This window comes from Anaerolineales bacterium, assembly GCA_015075625.1.
In the GTDB taxonomy this organism is placed as follows: Bacteria; Chloroflexota; Anaerolineae; order Aggregatilineales; family UBA2796; genus UBA2796.
This window is the reverse complement of record JABTTZ010000002.1, coordinates 126684-147167: the sequence shown is the minus strand read 5'-3', so window position 1 is coordinate 147167 and position 20484 is coordinate 126684. Positions and strand designations below refer to the sequence as shown.

General features: G+C 54.8%; 24 protein-coding genes. 18 read left to right on the top strand and 6 right to left on the bottom strand.

From position 1 onward, the window contains the following. Positions 1-191 precede the first annotated feature (191 nt). The 13 genes from secY (at position 192) to HS103_09240 (ending at position 9435) form a co-directional block, all read left to right on the top strand. Positions 192-1511 (top strand): preprotein translocase subunit SecY, encoded by a 1320-nt coding sequence (gene secY / locus HS103_09300; protein MBE7512994.1) that lies wholly within the window; start codon positions 192-194, stop codon positions 1509-1511. A 7-nt stretch (positions 1512-1518) separates the two neighbouring features. Further along, on the top strand, positions 1519-2178 hold the full coding sequence (locus HS103_09295) for an adenylate kinase (protein ID MBE7512993.1): 660 nt from the start codon (positions 1519-1521) through the stop codon (positions 2176-2178). A 5-nt stretch (positions 2179-2183) separates the two neighbouring features. After that, positions 2184-2966: a type I methionyl aminopeptidase gene (gene map / locus HS103_09290; GenBank protein MBE7512992.1), complete on the top strand. Its 783-nt coding sequence runs from the start codon at positions 2184-2186 to the stop codon at positions 2964-2966. A 115-nt stretch (positions 2967-3081) separates the two neighbouring features. Beyond that, complete coding sequence (gene rpsM / locus HS103_09285) at positions 3082-3468, top strand: 30S ribosomal protein S13 (GenBank protein ID MBE7512991.1); 387 nt, start codon at positions 3082-3084, stop codon at positions 3466-3468. A gap of 205 nt (positions 3469-3673) precedes the next feature. After that, entirely contained in the window at positions 3674-4096 is a 423-nt protein-coding gene (gene rpsK, locus HS103_09280; protein ID MBE7512990.1) for a 30S ribosomal protein S11, read from the top strand. Between the two features lie 106 nt (positions 4097-4202). Further along, positions 4203-4850, top strand: coding sequence for a 30S ribosomal protein S4 (gene rpsD, locus HS103_09275; protein MBE7512989.1), 648 nt, complete (start codon positions 4203-4205; stop codon positions 4848-4850). A gap of 77 nt (positions 4851-4927) precedes the next feature. Then, positions 4928-5920, top strand: coding sequence for a DNA-directed RNA polymerase subunit alpha (locus tag HS103_09270; protein MBE7512988.1), 993 nt, complete (start codon positions 4928-4930; stop codon positions 5918-5920). 57 nt (positions 5921-5977) lie between these two features. Further along, positions 5978-6478, top strand: coding sequence for a 50S ribosomal protein L17 (gene rplQ / locus HS103_09265; GenBank protein ID MBE7512987.1), 501 nt, complete (start codon positions 5978-5980; stop codon positions 6476-6478). A gap of 44 nt (positions 6479-6522) precedes the next feature. After that, positions 6523-7344 carry a tRNA pseudouridine(38-40) synthase TruA gene (truA, locus tag HS103_09260; protein ID MBE7512986.1) on the top strand — a complete coding sequence of 274 codons (822 nt, stop codon included), beginning with the start codon at positions 6523-6525 and terminating at the stop codon, positions 7342-7344. A 14-nt stretch (positions 7345-7358) separates the two neighbouring features. Continuing rightward, the gene (rplM, locus tag HS103_09255) at positions 7359-7817 is read left to right on the top strand and encodes a 50S ribosomal protein L13 (protein MBE7512985.1); all 459 of its coding nucleotides are present in this window, start codon (positions 7359-7361) and stop codon (positions 7815-7817) included. Next, positions 7817-8218, top strand: coding sequence for a 30S ribosomal protein S9 (gene rpsI / locus HS103_09250; protein ID MBE7512984.1), 402 nt, complete (start codon positions 7817-7819; stop codon positions 8216-8218). Before rplM ends, rpsI begins: the two co-directional genes overlap by 1 nt. A gap of 144 nt (positions 8219-8362) precedes the next feature. Beyond that, positions 8363-8998, top strand: a complete 636-nt coding sequence (locus tag HS103_09245) for a haloacid dehalogenase (protein ID MBE7512983.1) — start codon at positions 8363-8365, stop codon at positions 8996-8998. Beyond that, entirely contained in the window at positions 8995-9435 is a 441-nt protein-coding gene (locus HS103_09240) for a GNAT family N-acetyltransferase (protein ID MBE7512982.1), read from the top strand. The genes HS103_09245 and HS103_09240 overlap by 4 nt, the downstream gene beginning before the upstream one ends. A 241-nt stretch (positions 9436-9676) precedes the next feature. Here the strand turns inward: HS103_09240 and HS103_09235 are convergent, their stop codons facing one another. Continuing rightward, positions 9677-10063, bottom strand: a complete 387-nt coding sequence (locus HS103_09235; protein ID MBE7512981.1) for a hypothetical protein — start codon at positions 10061-10063, stop codon at positions 9677-9679. Between the two features lie 234 nt (positions 10064-10297). Here HS103_09235 and HS103_09230 point away from each other — a divergent pair, with 234 nt between their 5' ends. Both HS103_09230 and HS103_09225 read left to right on the top strand, forming a co-directional pair. Next, positions 10298-11095, top strand: a complete 798-nt coding sequence (locus HS103_09230) for a hypothetical protein (protein MBE7512980.1) — start codon at positions 10298-10300, stop codon at positions 11093-11095. Continuing rightward, on the top strand, positions 11092-12069 hold the full coding sequence (locus tag HS103_09225) for an electron transfer flavoprotein subunit alpha/FixB family protein (protein MBE7512979.1): 978 nt from the start codon (positions 11092-11094) through the stop codon (positions 12067-12069). The genes HS103_09230 and HS103_09225 overlap by 4 nt, the downstream gene beginning before the upstream one ends. 392 nt (positions 12070-12461) lie before the next feature. On the opposite strand, the gene HS103_09220 is transcribed toward HS103_09225, so the two are convergent. Continuing rightward, the gene (locus HS103_09220; GenBank protein ID MBE7512978.1) at positions 12462-13310 is read right to left on the bottom strand and encodes a hypothetical protein; all 849 of its coding nucleotides are present in this window, start codon (positions 13308-13310) and stop codon (positions 12462-12464) included. Beyond that, positions 13311-13904: a DJ-1/PfpI family protein gene (locus HS103_09215; protein MBE7512977.1), complete on the bottom strand. Its 594-nt coding sequence runs from the start codon at positions 13902-13904 to the stop codon at positions 13311-13313. An 83-nt stretch (positions 13905-13987) separates the two neighbouring features. Between HS103_09215 and HS103_09210 the strand changes: the two genes are divergently transcribed. Together HS103_09210 and HS103_09205 are read left to right on the top strand one after the other, a co-directional pair. After that, entirely contained in the window at positions 13988-14458 is a 471-nt protein-coding gene (locus HS103_09210) for a hypothetical protein (protein MBE7512976.1), read from the top strand. Beyond that, positions 14455-14916: a hypothetical protein gene (locus HS103_09205; protein MBE7512975.1), complete on the top strand. Its 462-nt coding sequence runs from the start codon at positions 14455-14457 to the stop codon at positions 14914-14916. Before HS103_09210 ends, HS103_09205 begins: the two co-directional genes overlap by 4 nt. 89 nt (positions 14917-15005) lie before the next feature. Here the strand turns inward: HS103_09205 and HS103_09200 are convergent, their stop codons facing one another. Next, positions 15006-16097 carry a WXG100 family type VII secretion target gene (locus HS103_09200; GenBank protein MBE7512974.1) on the bottom strand — a complete coding sequence of 364 codons (1092 nt, stop codon included), beginning with the start codon at positions 16095-16097 and terminating at the stop codon, positions 15006-15008. 150 nt (positions 16098-16247) lie between these two features. Here HS103_09200 and HS103_09195 point away from each other — a divergent pair, with 150 nt between their 5' ends. Beyond that, positions 16248-16769 carry a mismatch-specific DNA-glycosylase gene (locus HS103_09195; protein MBE7512973.1) on the top strand — a complete coding sequence of 174 codons (522 nt, stop codon included), beginning with the start codon at positions 16248-16250 and terminating at the stop codon, positions 16767-16769. A gap of 44 nt (positions 16770-16813) precedes the next feature. Here HS103_09195 and thyX read toward each other — a convergent pair whose 3' ends face one another. Together thyX and HS103_09185 are read right to left on the bottom strand one after the other, a co-directional pair. Then, positions 16814-17563: an FAD-dependent thymidylate synthase gene (thyX, locus tag HS103_09190; protein ID MBE7512972.1), complete on the bottom strand. Its 750-nt coding sequence runs from the start codon at positions 17561-17563 to the stop codon at positions 16814-16816. A gap of 145 nt (positions 17564-17708) precedes the next feature. Further along, entirely contained in the window at positions 17709-20450 is a 2742-nt protein-coding gene (locus HS103_09185) for a nucleotide sugar dehydrogenase (GenBank protein MBE7512971.1), read from the bottom strand. Between the last annotated feature and the right edge of the window lie 34 nt (positions 20451-20484).

Here is a 20484-nt window from a genome sequence, read left to right as displayed (position 1 = left end):
AACAGCCAACACCCCCTTTCTCCAACGTGAAAAAGGGGGTGTTTCTCCCTTCTCCATGTGGGACAAGGGGTAAATAGGTTGAGAAGGATTTTCCCCCTCACCTCTGCTCCCGCCTTACGGTAAAATAAGGTCGTTTTGACAAACTCTGACGTTAACTCGTTATCGAAAGCACGAGGATAAAACTCATGCAATTGTTGGACGCCGTGCGCAACGCGGTTCGCTTGCCCCAACTGCGGCGGAAGATTTTGTTCACCGCCTTCATCCTGCTGATCTATCAGTTCGCTACGCATATCCCCGTGCCGGGGGTCAGCCGTGCCGCGCTGAACAGCATCACCTCGGAAGGTGCGGGTGCGGGCTTTATTCAGGTATTGAACCTGCTTTCTGGCGGTGCGGTCACTTCGTTCAGCGTCTTGGCGAACGGTGTTTACCCGTTCATCACCGCCCAGATCATCCTGCAACTGCTGACGGGGGTCATTCCTCGCTTGGAGCAAATTTCCAAAGAACCGGGCGGTCAGGAAAAGTTGAATCAGCTTACCTACTATTTGGCAATCCCTATGGGGCTGCTGCAAGCGGTAGGGCAGATCAACATCATGCAGAGTTTTACCACCTCCCCGATCATCCCCGGCTACAGTACGGATTTCCTGCTGACGGTACAAGTCTTGGCAACGATGACCGCCGGGACGATGTTTGCCATTTGGATGGGCAACCTGATCACCGACGACGGCATTGGAAATGGGATTTCGATGATCATCTTCGGCGGCATCGTCGCCCAAGTGCCGCGTAGTTTCGGCATCCTTCTGAGCGACCCCGAATGGTGGCTGTTCAATATTGCTGCCTTCATTGGCATCACCCTTTTCACAGTGATTGCTATCGTCATTATTCAGGAAGGCACTCGGCGCATCCCTGTCCAGTATGGGAAGCGTGTCCGGGGAAACAAACAGTATGGCGGCGGCTCAACGCATATCCCGCTCAAAGTGAACGCCGTCGGGATGATCCCGCTCATTTTCGCCCAAGCGATTGTGACGTTTCCGGCCGTGCTGGCAGGGATTTTCATCCCGAACACCCCCTTTGGGAATTGGGTACGCGATACCTTTGGGACACGGCAAGGCGGCTGGTATTGGGTCTTGGAGTTCTTGCTGGTCGTTGCCTTCACCTACTTCTATACCGATGTGATGATCCAGCAGCAAAACCTCTCGGAGAACTTGCAGCGGCAAGGTGGCTTTATCCCCGGTATTCGTCCGGGCAAGACGACGCAGGCGTATATCAACCGCGTCACTCGACGGATCACCTTCGCCGGAGCGCTTTTCTTGGGGATTGCAGCTATCACACCGGGCATTTGGCAAGTCGTTGATCAGATTCTTACCGGACGAAGCGGCTTGGGAAGTACAAACAACCCTGCCCTCGTCATTAGCTCTGCCGGATTGATCATCGTGGTGGGGGTTGTCATTGACACCATGCGCCAACTCGAATCGCAGCTTGTCATGCGTAATTACGACAGCTTCATGAAGTAGGCACTCTATGGCGACGTATATTGCCTTCATGGGGGTACAAGGGGCGGGAAAAGGCACACAAGCGCCGCTTCTCTCGGAAAAATATGGGCTGCCCCATGTGACCACAGGCGGTTTGTTTCGGGCGATGAAAGCCCTTGATACGCCGCTTGCTCGTCAGATTCAAGACACGATGAACGCTGGACAATTGGTGTCCGATGAAATCACCATCCAAGTGGTTCGGGATCGCCTGAAACAGCCAGACGCAGCCAATGGGGTGATCTTTGATGGGTTTCCACGTACCTTGCCCCAAGCAGAGGCACTGGATAGCCTTTTGGCAGAGATGGGGGGCAAGGTCAACTTTGCTCCTTTCCTCTCGCTGGATCGGACGGAGGCAATTGAGCGGATTGCCTCGCGGTGGGAATGTACAAAAGACTCGTCGCATGTTTACAATGTTCGTACCAACCCCCCAAAGGTTGCCGGTATCTGTGACACAGACGGCGCAGCGCTGCGCCAGCGCCCCGACGACACACCGGAAGCCGCCGCAAAGCGGATCGATACCTTCTACAAAGATACCATGCCTCTGATCGATTTTTATCGAGCAAAGGGTGTCCTTGTGGAGATTGACGGCGGGCAATCGATTGAGGCAGTGACGGCAGCGCTGATTGCTGCTCTGGACAAAGTGAAGTAGTCGCCATGATCCACCTGAAAACACCGGAAGAACTCGTGACGATGCGTGAGGCGGGGCGCATTGTCGCCCGCACCCACGCCGCCCTCAAAGAGGCAATCAAGCCCGGTGTGACAACAGCTGCACTGAACAAGATTGCCGATGATCTGATCCGCCGGTATGGGGCAGTTCCCACCTTCCTCGGCTACCCGCCGGGGGGCGACCATCCTTTCCCGGGGGCAATCTGCGCCAGCATCAACAACGAGTTGGTGCATGGTATCCCTAGCGAGACTCGCATTCTGGAGGAGGGCGATCTTCTCAGTGTGGATGTGGGAGCAACCTACAAAGGGTTTGTTGGGGATGCCGCCTTCACCGTTGGGGTGGGGAAGATCAGCCCAGAGGCACAGCGCTTGATCGATGTTGCCGAAGAAGCGTTGTGGACGGGCATTCGGAAATCGCGGGTGGGGGTGGAAACCCGTGATGTCTCCATGGCAATTCAGGCAGTTGCCGAAAAACATGGGGTGGGGATTGTTCGCGAATACACAGGGCATGGTGTGGGGCATACCATGCACGAAGACCCCCAAGTCCCAAACTGGTGGCCCAGAGGGCGTAAACAGCGAAAATGGCAGAGTTACGCCCTGCGTCCCGGTATGACCTTTGCCCTAGAGCCGATGTTTTGCTTGGGCAGCCCCATAACCCGCCTTTTGAATGACCACTGGACGGTGATCATCGCTGATAAGACCTTAGCGGTGCATGTGGAGCATACGATTGCCGTCACCGAGGACGAACCGCTTGTTTTAACCTTGCCCTGACGCTTGTTTGGCACTCTGTTGTAGAATAGAGCAAAGGCAAAAGGGAACTGCATAACGACGATGGTAGGGTGTGGCTGTGATCCACACCCCTGATTGTAGGAGACTGTGAGAACGTATGGCTCGTATTGAGGGTGTTGACCTCCCCCGTGACAAGCGGATCGAAGTGGCGCTGACCTACATTTATGGGGTTGGTCGTCCGCGCAGCCGCGAAATTTTGGAAGCGACCCGCGTTGACGCCAACAAGCGCGTCCGCGAATTGTCTGAGCAGGAAGTATCCTTGCTCCGTGATGCGATCAGCAACTACCGCGTTGAAGGGGAACTTCGCCGCGAGGTGGAGCTAAACCGCAAGCGTCTGATCGACATCGGCAGCTATCGCGGTCTGCGCCACCGCCGGAATCTTCCGGTGCGTGGGCAGCGCACCAAGACGAATTCACGCACCCGCAAGGGCATCAAAAAGACCGTTGCTGGGCGTGGGCGTCGTCGTGGGGCGAAGAAGAAGTAATTTGCTGGTTGTTGTGGGGGCGTTTCCGCCTGTTTAACAACAGAGGCGACGTTCCCCTAAACAGCACTTCGGGGCAGCGGCGAGGGCGGCACAGACTCCGGTCTGTACAGTCACCTTAACCTCTGCTATCATAATTTGTCGCATTGGCGGCTGAATTCAGCCGTCTCTTTTTGCTCATAGAAACGGTTGCGAAGGAGTTATCGTAATGGGGAGACCCCAACAGCCGCAGCAGGGTGGGCGCCGTGCCTCACGCCGCGCTGCGCCGAAAAAGGTCAGGAAGAATATCCCTTACGGGCAGGCGCATATCCATGCCACCTTCAATAACACGATTGTCTCAATCACCGACCAACAGGGGAATGTGATTGCTTGGGCAAGCGCTGGCACATCGGGCTTTAAGGGCAGCCGTAAAAGCACGCCCTATGCCGCTCGTGTCGCTGCTCAACAGGCATCTGAGTCCGCTCGTGATCAGGGGATGCAAGAGATTGATGTGTTTGTGAAGGGTCCCGGACCCGGGCGGGAAGCCGCTATTCGTGCCATTCAAGCGAGTGGCGTTCGCGTTCGCTCCATCATGGATGTGACGCCCGTCCCTCATAACGGCGTGCGCCCTCCGAAGAAGCGCCGCGTCTGATTTATTCGGTTCGCTTTGGGAACGGTTTTTGCTCTGTTCCCGCATTTTAACTATAACCGCATACCAGAAATGGTGTAAACACACACTGTAACGTGTGGAGGAAGCCTTGGCTCGACAAACCGGTCCAGTCTGTAAACTTTGCCGCCGTGAAGGCGAAAAATTGTTCCTAAAGGGCGCACGCTGCATGTCCCCCAAGTGCGCTGTGGATAAGCGTGGATTCCCCCCCGGTCAGCACGGCAAGGAAACCCAATTCAAGCGCGGGCGCAGCAGTGACTACAACGCCCAACTGCGCGAAAAACAAAAAGCGCGGCGCATTTATGGCATTCTAGAACGCCAATTCCGCCGCTACTTTGCCGAGGCATCACGCCGTCCGGGTCCAACGGGCGCCAATCTTCTGATTCAATTGGAAGCCCGCCTCGACAATGTGATCTACCGCTTGGGGTTGGCTGATTCTCGCGCTCACGCCCGCCAATTGGTGCTGCACCGCCACTTCGATGTAAACGGTATTCCGGTCAATATCGCCAGCTACAGCCTGCGCTCTGGAGATGTGATCAGCGTTCACGGTAAGAGCAAAAACCTCGCCTATTTCCGCGAGATTCGCAATTATATGGAAAACCGCCCCCGCGCCCCTGAATGGCTCTCCGTGCGGACAAGTTCAGAGGGCTTCGAGGGAACAGTCATTCGCCTGCCAGAACGGGGTGATATTGAACTGCCGTTGAATGAGCAATTGATCGTTGAGTATTACTCGCGCTAAGCAATCACCCGTCGCGCAAGACAAAGGAAAAATACCCCTCAGGGGGTAAGGAAAGAGGGACTGTGACGAACAACAATCTGGTGCTGCCCAAGATCGAAAGCGACGCGATGTCGCGCAATTACGGGCGCTTCATCATCAGTCCATTGGAGAGCGGCTACGGGGTAACGCTGGGCAATGCACTGCGGCGCGTATTGCTGTCTTCGTTGACCGGTGCGGCGATCACCTCGGTGCGCGTCTCCGATGTACAGCATGAGTTTTCCGCCATTCCGCACGTCAAAGAAGACATGACCCAACTGATTCTACACATCAAAAAGCTGCGGCTTAATGTGCAGGGCGAGTCAGCACGGTTACGCTTGGAAGTGCATGGCGAGGGGACAGTCACGGCGGCAGATATTGTCTGCCCGCCAGAGGTAGAGATCGTCAATTCCGATCTCTACCTGTTTACGACGGACTCCGAGGATGCCAATCTCCAAATTGAGATGACGGTGAGTGCCGGGCGCGGCTTTAGCCCCGCCGAGGAACGTGGACGTTTGCCCATTGGCGAACTGCCCGTAGACGCTATCTTCAGCCCGATCAGCCGCGTTCACTATGATGTGGAACGGGCGCGGGTTGGGCAGCGGACAAACTATGACCGCCTGATTCTAGAAATCTGGACAGATGGCACCCTTCGCCCGGGCGAAGCGATGCGTGCTGCCTCAAAAATCCTGATCAGCCACTTAGGAATCATTGCTGGTGTCGAAGGCGAAGTGACCATTCCGGCGATCTCTGAGAGCAGCGCAGAGGATAGGTCGGCAGCTAAGCCGTGGGACGAAGAAAAATACCAGACACCCATTGAGACGCTTGATCTCAGTGTTCGTGTCTTCAACTCGCTAAAACGGACGGGTATCACCACCGTTGGCGAGGTCTTGGAAATGTTGGATCGCGGTCACGATGCGATGCTTGCCATTCGCAATTTTGGCGAGAAATCGTTGGAAGAACTGCTTGGTCGTTTGCGTGAGAAGAACTTCCTCACCGCCGAGCAAGAGGCAAGCTATGCCGCATCCTCGCACAGCAGCGAATCACAGGGATAACCACCTCCCCCCTTTTGTCAGAACAGAGGGGGAGGGAGATCGAAAGAGAGAACTATCATGCGTCATCGTGTACGTGGGAAGTTGTTAGGGCGCAGTATTGGGCAGCGCAATGCGCTCCGCCGGACATTGATCACCCAACTTCTGACACACGAACGGATCAAGACCACCCGCACCAAAGCGGATGCCATTCGTGGCGCTGCCGAGCGGATGATCACCCAGGCGAAGCGCAGTCTGAAGAAAGACGCCGCCAACCAAATCCATATTCGCCGCTTGTTGAAAGCGCGGTTGGATGATCCGAACGTCGTCAGCAAGATTTTTGATGAACTCGCACCCCGCTATGCAGAGCGTCCGGGCGGTTACACCCGCATTTCCAAACTCGGACCCCGCAAGGGCGATGGGGCGGAAATGGTGATCCTCGAATTCGTGGATCGTCCAACGGCAGGCACCGGCAGCGACCAAGCAGGGACAAATTTGGTGCGGCGGGCGGGCGGTCTTTTCAGCCGTATTCGTGGGCGGGGCGGGAATACGCCCTCCGACGGCGAGGCGAACGCCTCTTAACCCTAAACCATATCGGGGTTTATAGGGCGTAAGGGTCAGATCGTATGCCACGCTACCGGGCGCGGGTTGCCTATGATGGGCAGGGCTATCATGGCTACCAGCGTACCCCCGGCGGAAAACAGACGGTGCAAGAGGCATTGGAAACGGCGCTTAGGCAGTTGAGTGGTGAACCCATCCCAACGATTGCTGCCGGGCGAACCGATGCGGGTGTTCATGCGACAGGGCAAGTGGTTGCCTTTGACCTTTCGGAAAAGGTTTGGCGGGAAACGCCAGAGGTCTTGACCAACGCCCTGAATGCCCACCTGCCGAAAGACATTAGGGTGAAGGGGTGCGCCCTTGCTGCGCCAACCTTTCATCCGCGTTACGATGCGTTGAGCCGCATCTACGAATATCGGGTCTATGTTGATAAAACGCCCCTCCCCCTTCTGGATCAGTTAGCGTGGTGGGTGCGTCATGACCCTGACCTTGCGGCGATGAACCTTGCGGCGGCGGACTTGGTGGGGAGGCATGATTTCCTCACCTTTGGGACGCCCCCCCTCGGCAAGCGCGGCACGACGACGCGGACGGTCTTTCGGGCAGAATGGGCGGAAGAACAACCCCTCTTTGGGGCGAGACGAATTGTTTTTACCATCGAAGCAGACGCTTTTCTTTACCACATGGTACGTTCGGTGACGGCTGCTCTGGTGAAGGTGGGCGATGGGCGTTTAGGCGTGGGGGATATTGCCCACCTGCTGAATGCCAAACAACGCGGCGCGATAAAAGCGCTTGCCCCCGCACAGGGCTTAACCCTTGTGGGGGTGACATATCCGCCGGGGGATGATACTATACAGGGAACAGACGCACGGGAAGACGCCCGTAGCGAATAAGGGAAGTTTTGACCATGCATTTCAAGACCTACACACCAACCGCTGACAGCATTGAAGCTGGACGCAAGTGGTATGTGGTGGACGCGACAGATATGATTTTGGGGCGTCTTGCCTCCCGTATTGCCCATATCCTGCGCGGCAAACACAAAACCACATTCGTCCCCAATATGGATGTTGGGGATTATGTGATCGTCCTTAACGCGGGTAAAATCCGCGTCACGGGGGATCGCCTTGACACAAAGTTCTACTATCGCCATTCCCAATACCCGGGCGGTTTCCGCGAGGTGCCCCTACGGACGATGCTCGAAAAGCACCCAGAGCGCGTCATTGAAGCCGCAGTGAAGGGGATGGTGCCCCACAACCGTTTGGGGCGGAAGATGATCAAGAAATTGAAGGTCTACGCGGGCGATACACACCCTCACGGGGCGCACAAGCCTGAGAAGATCGAATTCCCGGAGGCTAAGAAGGCGTAATGGCAGAGATCGGTCAATATTTCGAGGGCATCGGGCGGCGCAAAGAAGCGTCGGCACGGGTTCGCCTTTACCCGGGCGGCACCGGTTCGGTGGTCATCAACGATAAACCAGGGGCAGAGTTTCTCCCCCGCGAAGGCGATCTGGATAAGGCGCTCTCCCCCTTGCGGTTGGTTGGCGCGGACGGTCAATACAACGTCAGCGTTCATGTCATGGGCGGCGGCATTACTGGACAAACCTCAGCGATCCTTTTGGGCATTGCACGGGCCCTCGTCAAGGTGAACCCCGAACTCCGTCCGCAACTGCGGAAGGCGGGGCTGCTCACCCGTGACCCCCGTGTGAAAGAGCGGAAAAAGCCCGGTTTGCGCCGTGCGCGTAAGGCACCTACCTATACGAAGCGTTAACCGCGTCAAGATTCACACGCCGTAGGCGTAGGACTCAGTATAGACAGGGCGCGGACAACCGCGCCCTTTTTGTTTTCTGTTTTCGTTCCTGTTTAAAGGGGATGTTCCTTCAAAGACTCGGCAATGTAGTGTAGGACGATGCTCATGCTCAACCTTGAGACGATCACTGAGGCGATTCGCGCTGCACTTGAAGCAAAACACCGCGCCCGCGAAGCCGCCCTAAATGACTCCCGCACACTCGCCCGTGCCTGTGCCAATGGTATTCGTGCCATGCACCGCCAGCAGTGGGCAGAGGCGGATAGGCTGCTCAGCGAGGCGCGAACGATCTTTGATGGCTTGCGGGAATCGCTCCAACCACATCCCGACCTTTACCACGCGGGCTATACACAAGACGCGGCGAAGGAATTTGTGGAGGCACGGCTGACCTATGCCCTGATTAGGGGGGGTGATCTGCCCACACTAGAGGCACTCCGCGCCGAACCCGCCACCTACCTCAACGGACTGTGCGAAGCCGCCAGCGAACTGCGCCGCTATGTATTGGATCGGCTGCGGGAAAACGATTATGAACAGGCAGAGGCGCTCCTCACAAAGATGGATCAGGTTTACGATGTGATTGTCACGGTGGACTACCCCGACGCGGTGAGCGGTGGGTTGCGCCATCGGACGGATGCTTTCCGCGCTGTGTTGGAGCGGACACGAGGGGATGTGACGTTGAGTGTACGGCAGCAGCGACTTATTGATGCATTGGCTAAGGCAGAAACACGGGAGGAGAAGGCATGACGACGATAGACAAACCAATTGAGGGGTATACAGAGGCAACGGGTGTTTTGCGGAACGCCCACGAAGGGGATATTCAAGCGATTCAAGGGTTAATCAAGAACAACCTCGATAAACTGCTACCGCGCACCGATGAGGAAATCCGCGAACTGCTCTCCACATGGTGGGTTGTTGAAGAAGCGGGGGTCATTGTAGGCTGCTGCTGTTTAGAAATCTATAGCCCGAAGATCGCTGAACTGCGCACGGTTGCTGTCCGTGAGGATTGTCGCGGGAAAGGCTATGGGGCGCTCTTGATCAAGCGGGCAACCCACGAGGCAGACCAGCGCAAGATTCCACAGGTGTTGGTGGTTACCTCGTCGCCAGAATACTTTCAGGCGCTGGATTTTGGGCAATGCCTGAATGAGAAATATGCGCTCTTTTGGCAGCGGACAACGAAATAAGATAGAGGTTAGGCAGTTGCCCTCATCCCCCTACCCCCCTTCTCCCATTGGGAGAAGGGGGAATCCATTTTTTGAGGGGGAAGCTCCCTCAAACGTCCCCTTTCGATGAATGATGAATACAGAGTAAACACGTTCAACTGCGTAAGTTCTATAAGAAATCGGCTCAACAACCATATAGATCACGCTATAAGTCTGATCGGGAATCATGATCATTCCCGATCAGCAACACTCACCTAGATCGTTAGGCTTTTTTGAAGAACTGCTGCAAACAGGCTAACCCCACCAAGAGCATCGCCACCGTCAAGAGAATGTTCACCAACCCCCGTGAAAGGTTTTCGGTCAGAATTCCGTAGACAGCCACCCCGAAGAAGATGATGAACCCACCGCCGGCTAAGAGCAAGCCGATTTTCTGTCCAATGAGCATCAAAACACCGCCAACAATGGCTGCCCCGCATGTGACATATGCCACCAAAGGAAACCAGCTATAGAAAGGCAAAATTGCGGCGATTAAGGAAAAATCGCCCATTGATTGGTTCGCTTCTGTGGGGATGGTCACAACGCGAAAGAGTGTGAGCGCCCCCAATAGAATCGACAAAATACCAGCTTGACGTGTATTAAAGTTACGCATGATAGAGCTTCCCTTTTGGGATAAAGTAGATGACCATCTACCATTTTAGGAAAAATTAGAGCGGGCGCAACTTTCAATCGCCTCCCTCAAATGTCTCAACTCCCCAAAGTTGGATCAGGATAAAGATGGATTCGCTTGCTACAATGATAGGGGAAAAACAATTCGTAGGATGACCCGCTTGAGGAAGGCGATAGCCCTCAGGTGGGCAAGAATTCATCAAGAGAAGGACAGAGAATGGCAGAGAATATTGTTGTGTTTACCCGCTCCACGCCGGATACTGCGGCAAAAGTGGAAGTGGACGGCGGGGGCAAAGTATCTTGGGGTGGGGCGCAGCTTGTGCTGAACCCCTGGGATGAATATTCGGTGACAGAGGTGGTGCTGCTGCGTGATGCGCATAAAACAACCAGCACCGCCATAGCCATTGGCGACGAAACCCATAACGACGCCCTCAAGCAAGCGCTGGCAATCGGCGTTGATAACGCAATCCGCCTTTGGGATGGTGGCATGGAGGGACAAGACTCCCTCGGCTATGCCAAAGCCGCCGCTGCTGCGCTCAAGAAACTGGGCGATGTCTCGTTGGTCATTTTTGGTAAGGAATTGGTTGATCTGGCGACGGATGCCCATGTCTACCAACTTGCCCGCTTGCTCGGCTGGACGGCAATCGGCGCGGTGAGCAAGGTTGTCGCCGTCGATTTTGCGGCAAAGACGATCCAAGTGGAACGAATGGTGGAAGAAGGCAAGCAGACGATCACCGCTAAACTCCCTGCTGTGATCAGCGTTTTGAAGGACATTAACGATCCGAAATCTCCCTCGTTCATTGGAATTCGGAAAGCATCGAAGGCAGTGATCCCCGTATGGGGCAGCGCCGATCTCGGTGTGACCGATGCGTCGGGCGACTCGGCAAAGGTCGTCACCACCGCGTACCGAAACCTTCCCGCCCGAACGGGTAATGTGGAGATTATCAGCGGGGCAACAGAACGTGAACGCGCCGAAAAACTTGTGGCGAAACTCTTGGAGGAAAAGGTTATATGAGCGGCGTTTTCGTCTGGATTGATCAATTCAAAGGGAAGGCGCTGCCCATCTCGTGGGAGGCGCTTGGCGCGGGGCGTGTGGTGGCGGATGCCCTCGGCGTGCCGCTGACCGCCGTTGTTTTTGGACAAGGCATTGAAAACATCGTCACCTTGGCGTTCCACTATGGCGCGGATAAGGTTGTCAAAGGGGACGATGCCACTCTTGCCGATTACCGCCTCGATCCCTATGCGGCGCTTTTGGGAAAGGTCGTTCAGGGGGCAAAGGTCGTCCTCGGTGGCGCGTCTACACGGGGGCGTGAACTGATCGCCGCCCTCAGTGCTGATTTAAACGCTGGACTGCTCTCCGATGTGATCGAGTTGACGGTAGAGGGTGGGACGATCAGCGCCACACGTCCGGTCTACGCCGGAAAAGTGCTGAGCGACGCCGCTCCGAAAGGCGAGGGGACGGTGTGCATCACGACGCGCTCGCGTGCCTTTGCCCAACCCGCCCCCGATTCAGCCCGAACGGGCGAGGTTAGCAGCGTTAGCCCTGTCCTCAGCGAAGACCAAATCACCACAAAGGTAACTGGTTTTGAGGAGACAAAGGGGACGGTAAACCTCACCGATGCAGCGATCATCGTCAGTGGGGGGCGCGGCGTTGGCGGACCGGAAGGCTTTGCCCCTGTTCGTGACCTTGCCGAAGTCCTCAATGGAGCGGTGGGCGCAAGCCGAGCAGCGGTGGATGCGGGGTGGATTCCCTATGCGCATCAGGTTGGGCAAACGGGGAAGGTTGTTGCCCCTAATCTCTACATCGCAACGGGCTTGTCGGGATCGATTCAACACCAAGCAGGGATGCGCAGTTCAAAAGTGATTGTCGCCATCAACAAAGATGCTGATGCGCCCATCTTCAAACTGGCACGCTATGGCATTGTTGGCGATTTGTTCAAGGAACTCCCCGCCATTGCTGAAGTGTTTCGCGAAAAGTTGGGGAAATAACTGGGGAACTAAGTACAAACAAAAAAGCCCTTTGGGGTGGGGACGACGGAAAAGCCCATACAGATATGCCTTTTAAGCCCCGAAGGGGTGGCTGTTTTCAGCCCGCTGCTTTAGCGGCGGGATCATACGTCAGCCCGCCTTTTCACTGTGGTGGTACTTAGTAGTCCACCACAGTGATTTCTAAAGAACCCGAATCCCCCTCTCCGTTTATGGGGAGCGGGTACACGCTGAAGGCGGGTCGCAGGGGGTGAGGGTGTTGGGTCAGTCTATCTTCTACGTATCTGTGTGGTGGACTACTCGTCCCACATCGGCGTGAATGGGCATCACTTTCTCATGCCGTAGGGTTCACCTTAGCGCAGCAAGCGTTTGAGTGAACCCTCAAGCGCACACCTCTATCCCAAGCGCCGTACAATCGCTTCAGCAAAGCGATCCGCCGCCTCTGGATGGGTGCGCAAAAAGAGCCATGGCTCAAAAAGTTCCAATTCCATCAGTTGGAACTGCTGCCCCACGAACACCCCATCGACCCGCGCATAGAGCGGTGTATCGTCCACTGCTTGAACAACGGCGGCGGCTTGTGCCACCAACCCCGTTGGCGCGTCAATTCCCTCATAGTCCCCGCCCTGTACACGGTAATCCCCTTGTTTTGCCTTTTTCAGGACAGCGTGACTGTACACACCATCAAAGAAAACGAACGACCATTCACCCTCGCTGATAATCTCAGGGCGAAATTGCTGGATGATCACATTGCGTTCGGCAATCAATGCCTCCACATCCGGCGAGAGCGGCTCATCAGCCCTCACCCGGAAGGTGCGCCATGCGCCGGCGGAAACGGTTGGCTTGATAACCGCCTCCGTCCAATTTTGCTGTCTCATTACCTCGGCAATGCTCACTGGCTGCCCCCGTTCCACCCACACGGACGGGATGATGGTGACACCTTGCTTGGCAAGGTCGCGGAGGTAATGCTTATCCATGTTCCAGCGGATCAACTGAGCGGGGTTGAAAAAACGTATCCTTTGTGCAGTACGGGCATCCAAAAAAGCGCTGAAGGTGTCCGGTGCAAGGTGGTAATCCCACACAGAGCGGACAATCACCGCATCAAAACTATCCCATGTGACACGGGAATCATTCCACACCATAGGGACAACCTCTACCCCGCGCCGCCGAAGGGCTTCCATCGCCGGCTGATCATCAACACTGCCTTCGGGATAGTCGTTATTCGTCAAAAATGCCACGATGTTCATTTAAAGGCTCGCTTGATGCCAATTCCATTCCATCTCGCCCCGCACAAGGGCTACGGCGTCTTTTCCACATAAGGATTCGACAAGGTGCAGCGCCATATCAATCCCGGCTGAAATGCCCCCAGAGGTGATGATCTTCCCACTCTGGACGTAGCGCTGATCAGTGATGATCCTTGTCGTGGGGGAAAGTGCGGCAAGGCGATCAAAGGCAGTGTGGTGGGTTGTGGCTGGTTGGTTGGTGATAAGCCCGGCGTCTGCCAAAAGCAGCGCCCCTGTACAAACAGATAGTGTCCATTCGGCGCGGGTATGTTGTGCTTGAATCCACGCTTTTAGTGGCTTATGCCCAACAAGGCGGCGCGTCCCAAACCCGCCGGGGATAATGACCAAATCGGGGGTGGGACAGGTTGCCAAACTGTGCGTTGGGGTGATGATCATCCCGCCTCGTGTGCGAATAGGCGCATCGGTGATGCCCACCGTAGACACCTGAAACGGTGAGGGAGCGATCAGTTCAGCAGCGACATTAAAAACTTCGTAGGGTCCGCAGAAATCCAATACCTCAACATCATCAAAGATCACAATGGCGACATGACGCATCATCAAAATCTCTTGTGCAAATGGGCGGGAGTCATTGTACACTAGAATACGCTCGCCAAACTGTCAAATGGGACAAACCTATTCCTATGGAAACATTTGAGTTTGGAATCACCCGCGATTTCCTTGATGAGGGGCGTATTGTTGTGTTCACCAGTGCGGGCGATATGCGACGGGCGGCGGTGGATGTGTGGTTTGAGGTTGTCAAACAAACCTACGCCTCATGGCTGCCGGGAAAACCACTCTTTGTCCTCCATGATCTCTCTGCGCCGGGCAACGCGATGACACCTTATCTCCGTCAAAAAGCCTATGCCCTTTATGAGATTGATCTTGCCCATATCCCCGCCGGACGCATTGCTGTCGCTGCGCCGGATACCCTTCTCATGCGCTTGATGGCAATCCTCTTACGCGAACGTGACAAACGCTTTAGGCGTAATGCGCAGCGCATATTCGCCAGCCGAGGGGATGCCCTTCGCTGGCTGCGCGAACAGCGCACCATTGTGGAACGCGAATTTGTTCCGGTCAACCCCTTTGCCACACTGTCTGAGGCACAGCGATGACCCTTGAGGTCTTTGATCATGGAATCAGCCGTGAGTTTCTTGCCGAGGGACGCATTGTCGTCATCGCCAGCCAGGGCGATATGCGGCGGATTGCGGTGGATCAGTGGGCAAATATCGTCACCGAGACCTATCGGGCGTGGACGCCCGGGCAGCCCATCCTTGCCCTGCTTGATCTCTCTGCACCGAGCCAAACGCTAACTCCCTATGCCCGCCAACGTGCGGATGAAGCCTATGATGCGGCTGATCCCGACACACCGGCGCGGGTTGCCCTCCTTCTGAAAGACGGATTCGCCATGCGCATCATCTCGATGTTTGTGCGAGAGCGGAAGGGACGCCATAAACAGAGCGAGGTACGGATTTTTGTGCAGCGCACAGAGGCACTGCGTTGGCTGCATGAACAAGCCGCACTCTTCAAAACGACCCCAAACAAGAGCGATCCCTTTGCCGAGATGCGTTGAATCTCCAGCAGGTTGGGCTTCGAGATCTGATAGGGGCATGGCATCATGCCTACCCCCATCAGACACACATCTACGGGTGGTTAACGCACTTACATTCCGCGTTTGTCTAGTTCCTTTACCCAGAATTTGATTCCATCCACTTGCCCGGCAAGGGGGTTTGTTGTGTCAAGGATTTGCCACGTCCCCGGCACATAGTGGTAGCCCGGTCCAACATCATGGTAGTTCTTCAGATAGCCGCCAGCATCATGCACCGCGCCATGCACATTGACCGCCATGCTGTTTTCCCCAACAAGGTAGATGGGCGTGTCACCGGGACCCGCCAATCCGCCCGTTGGATTCAAGAGCGATCCAAAGGCGGGATCAATCCCGAAGGTGTCGCCTAGAATCTTCCCATGCCGCAGTTGATCGGTTGTTCCCCAGAAACTCTCGCCTTTTTTGGCAAAGTCAAATGTTCCCTTGCCATCAGCAAGCTGAGAGATAGGTTCAAGACCTTTTCGGGCGCGGGTTGCTTCTGCCTGATTGCGTACTTCAACAAACTTGTTGTAATCAGCTTTGATCTTATCGACTGGAACACCACGAATTTCTGCCAGTTTCGTCAATGCCGCATCCAATTCCGCCCCTTTCGGGTTGCCGTTTAGGGTTTTCATCACATCGGCAAGTTCTTTGGTGTTTTGCCCTCGGATGTTTGGCTTAATGATCGCGTCTAATTGGCTGGAATTCTTGAGGTCAACAGGCCACGTTGGTTTGGGATAGGTGAATGTTTGGGCAGGTTTTTCGCCCCCGCCGGGCTTGCCCGCACCGCCCCCGCCACCTGTGCTGCCATTCCCGGCGTTTGTCCCCGCACCGCCACCCCCTCCGGGTTTGCCATTCACCCCGCCACCGCCCCCACCAAAGAGCGCTCCGGCTTCTTCTTCTGCGCCACGCAATGCCTGTGCAATTTTCTGCGAGGCTTGCCCCGCGTCTTGGAGGACGTTCACGAGCTTATTCATCGACTTCCGAATGATGTCTTCAAACTCACGTTGAAAGCGATCATTCCCTTCGCCAACCCACCCACCATTCTGTAAATCGCCCGCAATACGGTTTAATTGAGAAAAACATTGTAGGGTTTGCTGGGCTTCTTTGGCAAACGTTTGAGCTATTTTTGCCATACGGTCATAATCGCATTGAATTTTCCCCGCCATAGGTTATCCCCTCCGGTGATCCCCACACACATAGATAATTGAGTTATTGTATGATGATTTATACTTTCTTCATATCTACGCCTTCTTTCTCACCCAAAATCGAATCGGGTCTTTGCAACATTTTCACACCGTTTATAGAGGATATTAATCATGATCCTTCCAGATGTTCTCGCTGCTGATCTAAAGGTTGTTTTCTGTGGAACGGCGGCGGGCAACCATTCTGCTTCGGCGGGCGCTTACTATGCCAACCCCCGGAATCGCTTTTGGACAACACTCTACAAGGTGGGCTTGACGCCGCATCTGATCAAGCCCGCCGATTTTCGGGCGGTTTTAACCTATGGTATTGGCTTGACGGACTTGGCTAAGGAAACCTATGGTGGGGATGCCGACCTGGAAACAGGGGATTTTGATGTCGATGGCTTGCGCCAGAAGATAGCTGATCATGCTCCACACATTTTGGCGTTCAACGGAAAAACTGCCGCAAAAGTCTTTTTGCAAGCAGCACGTCTGAACTATGGTGTGGTTGCGGGGGAAACTGTTGGAGAGACAGTGATTTGGGTGCTGCCGTCAACCTCGCTGGCAGCACTGAGAATGTGGGATGAGGCGGTTTGGGCGCTTTTGGCGCGGACGATTCGAGAGGGGCAAAAGGCGGAAGGAGATAGAAACCCCTGAGCGTCTATCCCAATAAGGCATCAATACACCCATCTGGATAGGGACTACGCTGTATGTACCGCAATCCCGTTCGGTTTCAAGATGTAGTCCTCAAATGCCGCTGATGCCACTGGAGCAAGCGGCTTGACGAACTCGTAATACATTGCCTCGGCATAGGCGCGAATTTCGTATTGGGCATCGCCCGCCATGCGCAGCCGAAGAAACCCAAACAAATTGTGAAGATCAACCTTCACAATCCATGTGTAGTAGACAGCAAATGCGGGCAAAAATAGCCGCGCCATCTCCCGCGAGACGCCCGCCGCCAGCGCTTTTTCATAAAGCGAAAAGCCTTCCTTATAAAAGGCGATCAGGTCACGGGTCAGTTCCTCCCCTTCCGCCGTTTCCACCTCACCGAGGCTGGCTTGTTTGTTGCTAGGGGACTGCCGCCGCCACACAGCGGGGATGTAAAATTCATCTTCGTCAAACTCGGTATAACGCCCTGATTGGCTGTTCACGCTTTGATAGGCAAAGGTGCGGTGACGAATCCACTGCCAGTACGTAATTAAAGGGGCTTTTACGCGAAATTTGAATTCCACCATCTCGAAAGGCGAGGTGTGCGCATGTTTCATGAGGTAATGGATCAGCTTGGCGTCTTTTTCATCCCCTTTGCTCTCACCCATAAAGGACACCCGTGCCGCTGATGCGATTGCCGTATCGGGAGAAACACCCGCCGCCGGATGGGGCATGACATCTTGCAGCTCGAGGAAACCTTGATCCAGGACGGCGATACGTTTACCGATCAATGTCTCGGACACGAGGTTGATTCCTTTCTTTAATCCCTAGTTCAAAAACCCCAAGACCCTAAATTTCTGTGTACAAAGGGTGTAGGGGTGGGGTTTTAATCGGTTGCTGAAAGGGCAATGAGGTTGCCCCTTCACACATAGCGATGCAGCTTTCGCCCTATTTCACCGCTGTGCCGTTGTACCCGCGCCCAACGCCACGATAATGAAAGCCATAATCCTTCATTCGGAGTGGATCGTAGAGATTGCGCCCATCGACAAGGTTTGGCTGGCGCATGACCTCACGCAGACGCACCATATCCAACCCCTTGAACTCGTTCCAGGGGGTTGCCACAACGAGTGCATCGCACCCCTTTGCCAGATCGTAGGCATCTTCGGCAAGCTGGATGTATTTGTAGCTGTGAGCAACATTCTCATTCGCCACCGGATCATAGCCGCGCACCGTCGCCCCCAGGTTATGGAGCATATCCGCGATCTCTAAGGCAGGGGAAACGCGAATATCATCGGTGTTTTCCTTGAACGCCAGACCAAGCAGCCCGATCACCTTCCCCTGCACATCGCCAAGCATATCCTCCAGTTTGAGGACGATCTGCTTGCGCTGAATTTCGTTGATTCCCATGACCGCTTGCAACAACTGTGGGGCTGTGCCGTGAACTTGCGCCATGTAGGACAACGCTTTTACGTCTTTGGGAAAACAGTTGTGCAAGACAAGGGCGCTGTTTCCAATGAATGTGTGTGTGGTTGTCTCTAGGCTATAGACGGCGAGGGAGTCTGTGTGGCGTTCAACACGCATCACGTCAAGTGCAGCATAAGCACCTTGAGGTTTGAAGCCATGCGGTTGAATGTGGCGTTTATAGGCATTAAGAATTGACTCAATCTGTTCTCGGCGCGTTTCGCCAAACACATGAGTGAGTTTTCTCAGCTGATTATAGCCACTGACACGCAGAATATAGGCGGGGCGCTTGGATTTGTTCATCAATCGCGCACGAACTGTTGGCACAATGCCAAGGGATTGGAGGACTAATGCCAATCCATCAGCAAACTGCTTGCTGGTTGTGGCATATTCAAGCATGAGATTCTTGCCATTTTGCACAGGGGTGACAGCCCCATCACCGCTAAATGCGCCACGCAAAAGCTCATAACTTAAGGCAGGGGGCAGCCCAAAGGCAAACATAGGAAGGCGTTTGTCATTTGAGTGTGTTCCACAGCCAAGAACATCGCGAATTAGCCACGCGAAAACACGCGAAGAGACAATCGTGCTGATAGCGTTTGTGCTGGCTCTTTCGATGTATTTCAAACCATAACGATCTAAAATACGCCGTAGATCAGCGATGTATTCGTTTTCATGCGCCCCAAAGGTGAAGCCGGTTCGCTCACGCTGTGCGCCGCCACGCCCTATATCCTCACTGATAAATCCCTCGGCAAGGTAATAGCCACACAAACGGGCGAGATCAGCATCAACCTCGATGATCGCCTTGATTTTGGTTGCTGCGCCCTTTGCCGTATAGAGCAGCAATTTTTCGGCTGAAACATTCAAAACGCCTTGCGCCGTTAACTGCCGGTATATCGTGAGAGCCATGCGGTTGTGCTGTTTAATTTCATGAGGATGTTTAAGCATCTCAGGTGAAATGTGTTCCGCAAAGTCTGCATAGTGCGCTGTGAATGAGTCATCAATGGGCGAGACATACACAGCGTTTTCTAGCGCTGTTCCCTCCAATAACTCAATCAGGTTTAGCCTCTGGAGAGTAGGTATCTTAGGTAACATGGTCAAGGCGGCAAGGTGTTCGTCCGCCGTCACCTCTGAAGCGGGGATCGTTTCCAACCCATAAGGACGTGCGACAAGAATAGGGTGATCGGCTGTGACTGTGAGCGCCCGTCCCATACTCGTTGTGATTGTGACCATCTCTCCGGCATAATCACGGCGGGTCAGGGCGCTCACAGCGGCAATATCAGGACATCCCGTGTTCAGATCAAATGCCAACACGTGCATGTTTTCTGGGATGATTACCTCAGTGTGATCTCCTTTTTGTGGCGTGCCACCTTCAGCGAAAAGGGACTCAAACGTGCGAGCCGTCACTTGTCCATCGTGGATGGTAAAGACTGTTTCGCTGCCGGGAAAACAACTCCCCCCATACCCCACGCCGGGTTCTAAGAAGTGATGCCCAATACGCTTGTCATAGCCCATCCCCTGTGCCACCTCTTTCACATCTGCGCCAAGCGCCTCGCAAATGTTGGCGATCTCATTGATGAAGCTGATTCGTGTGGCAAGGAAGGCGTTCGAGGCGTATTTGATCATCTCCGCCGTGCGCAGATCGGTGATCACGATTGGGGCGCGAAGTTGGAGGTGCAGTTGGGCAACGCGGTTTGCCGCCTCGCGGTCTGTTGAGCCTAAAACCGTTCGATCTGGGCTGAAGAAATCACGCACGGCAGACCCTTCACGAAGGAATTCGGGGCAGCTTACTACCGAGACCGGAATCGGGGTGGGCTGGTGTTCGCGAATAATGGTTGCCACCCAGTCCCCCGTGCCGACGGGGACGGTGGATTTATTGATCACAATCAGCGGGTGTATGGCGTGTTTGGCAATTGATTCCGCCGCCATACGGACATATTGTAAATCCGCCTCGCCGTCTACGCCCTCTGGTGTTCCCACACAGATGAAGACGAACTCAGCATCCTTGAGCGCTGTCTGATAGTCGGTGGTGAACCGAAGGCGGTTTGCCTTGATGTTTCGCTCGACAACCTCTTTCAACCCAGGTTCATAAATGGGCATAATGCCCTGACGTAGGTTTTCGATGCGTTTTTCATTGATGTCTAGCGCCGTGATCGTGTTTCCGAGGTCAGCAAAACAAGCGCCCGTCACGAGACCGACGTAGCCCACGCCAATGACACAGATGTTGTTCATATGTTGGTGAGTAACTCCTTATACAGCCGGACTA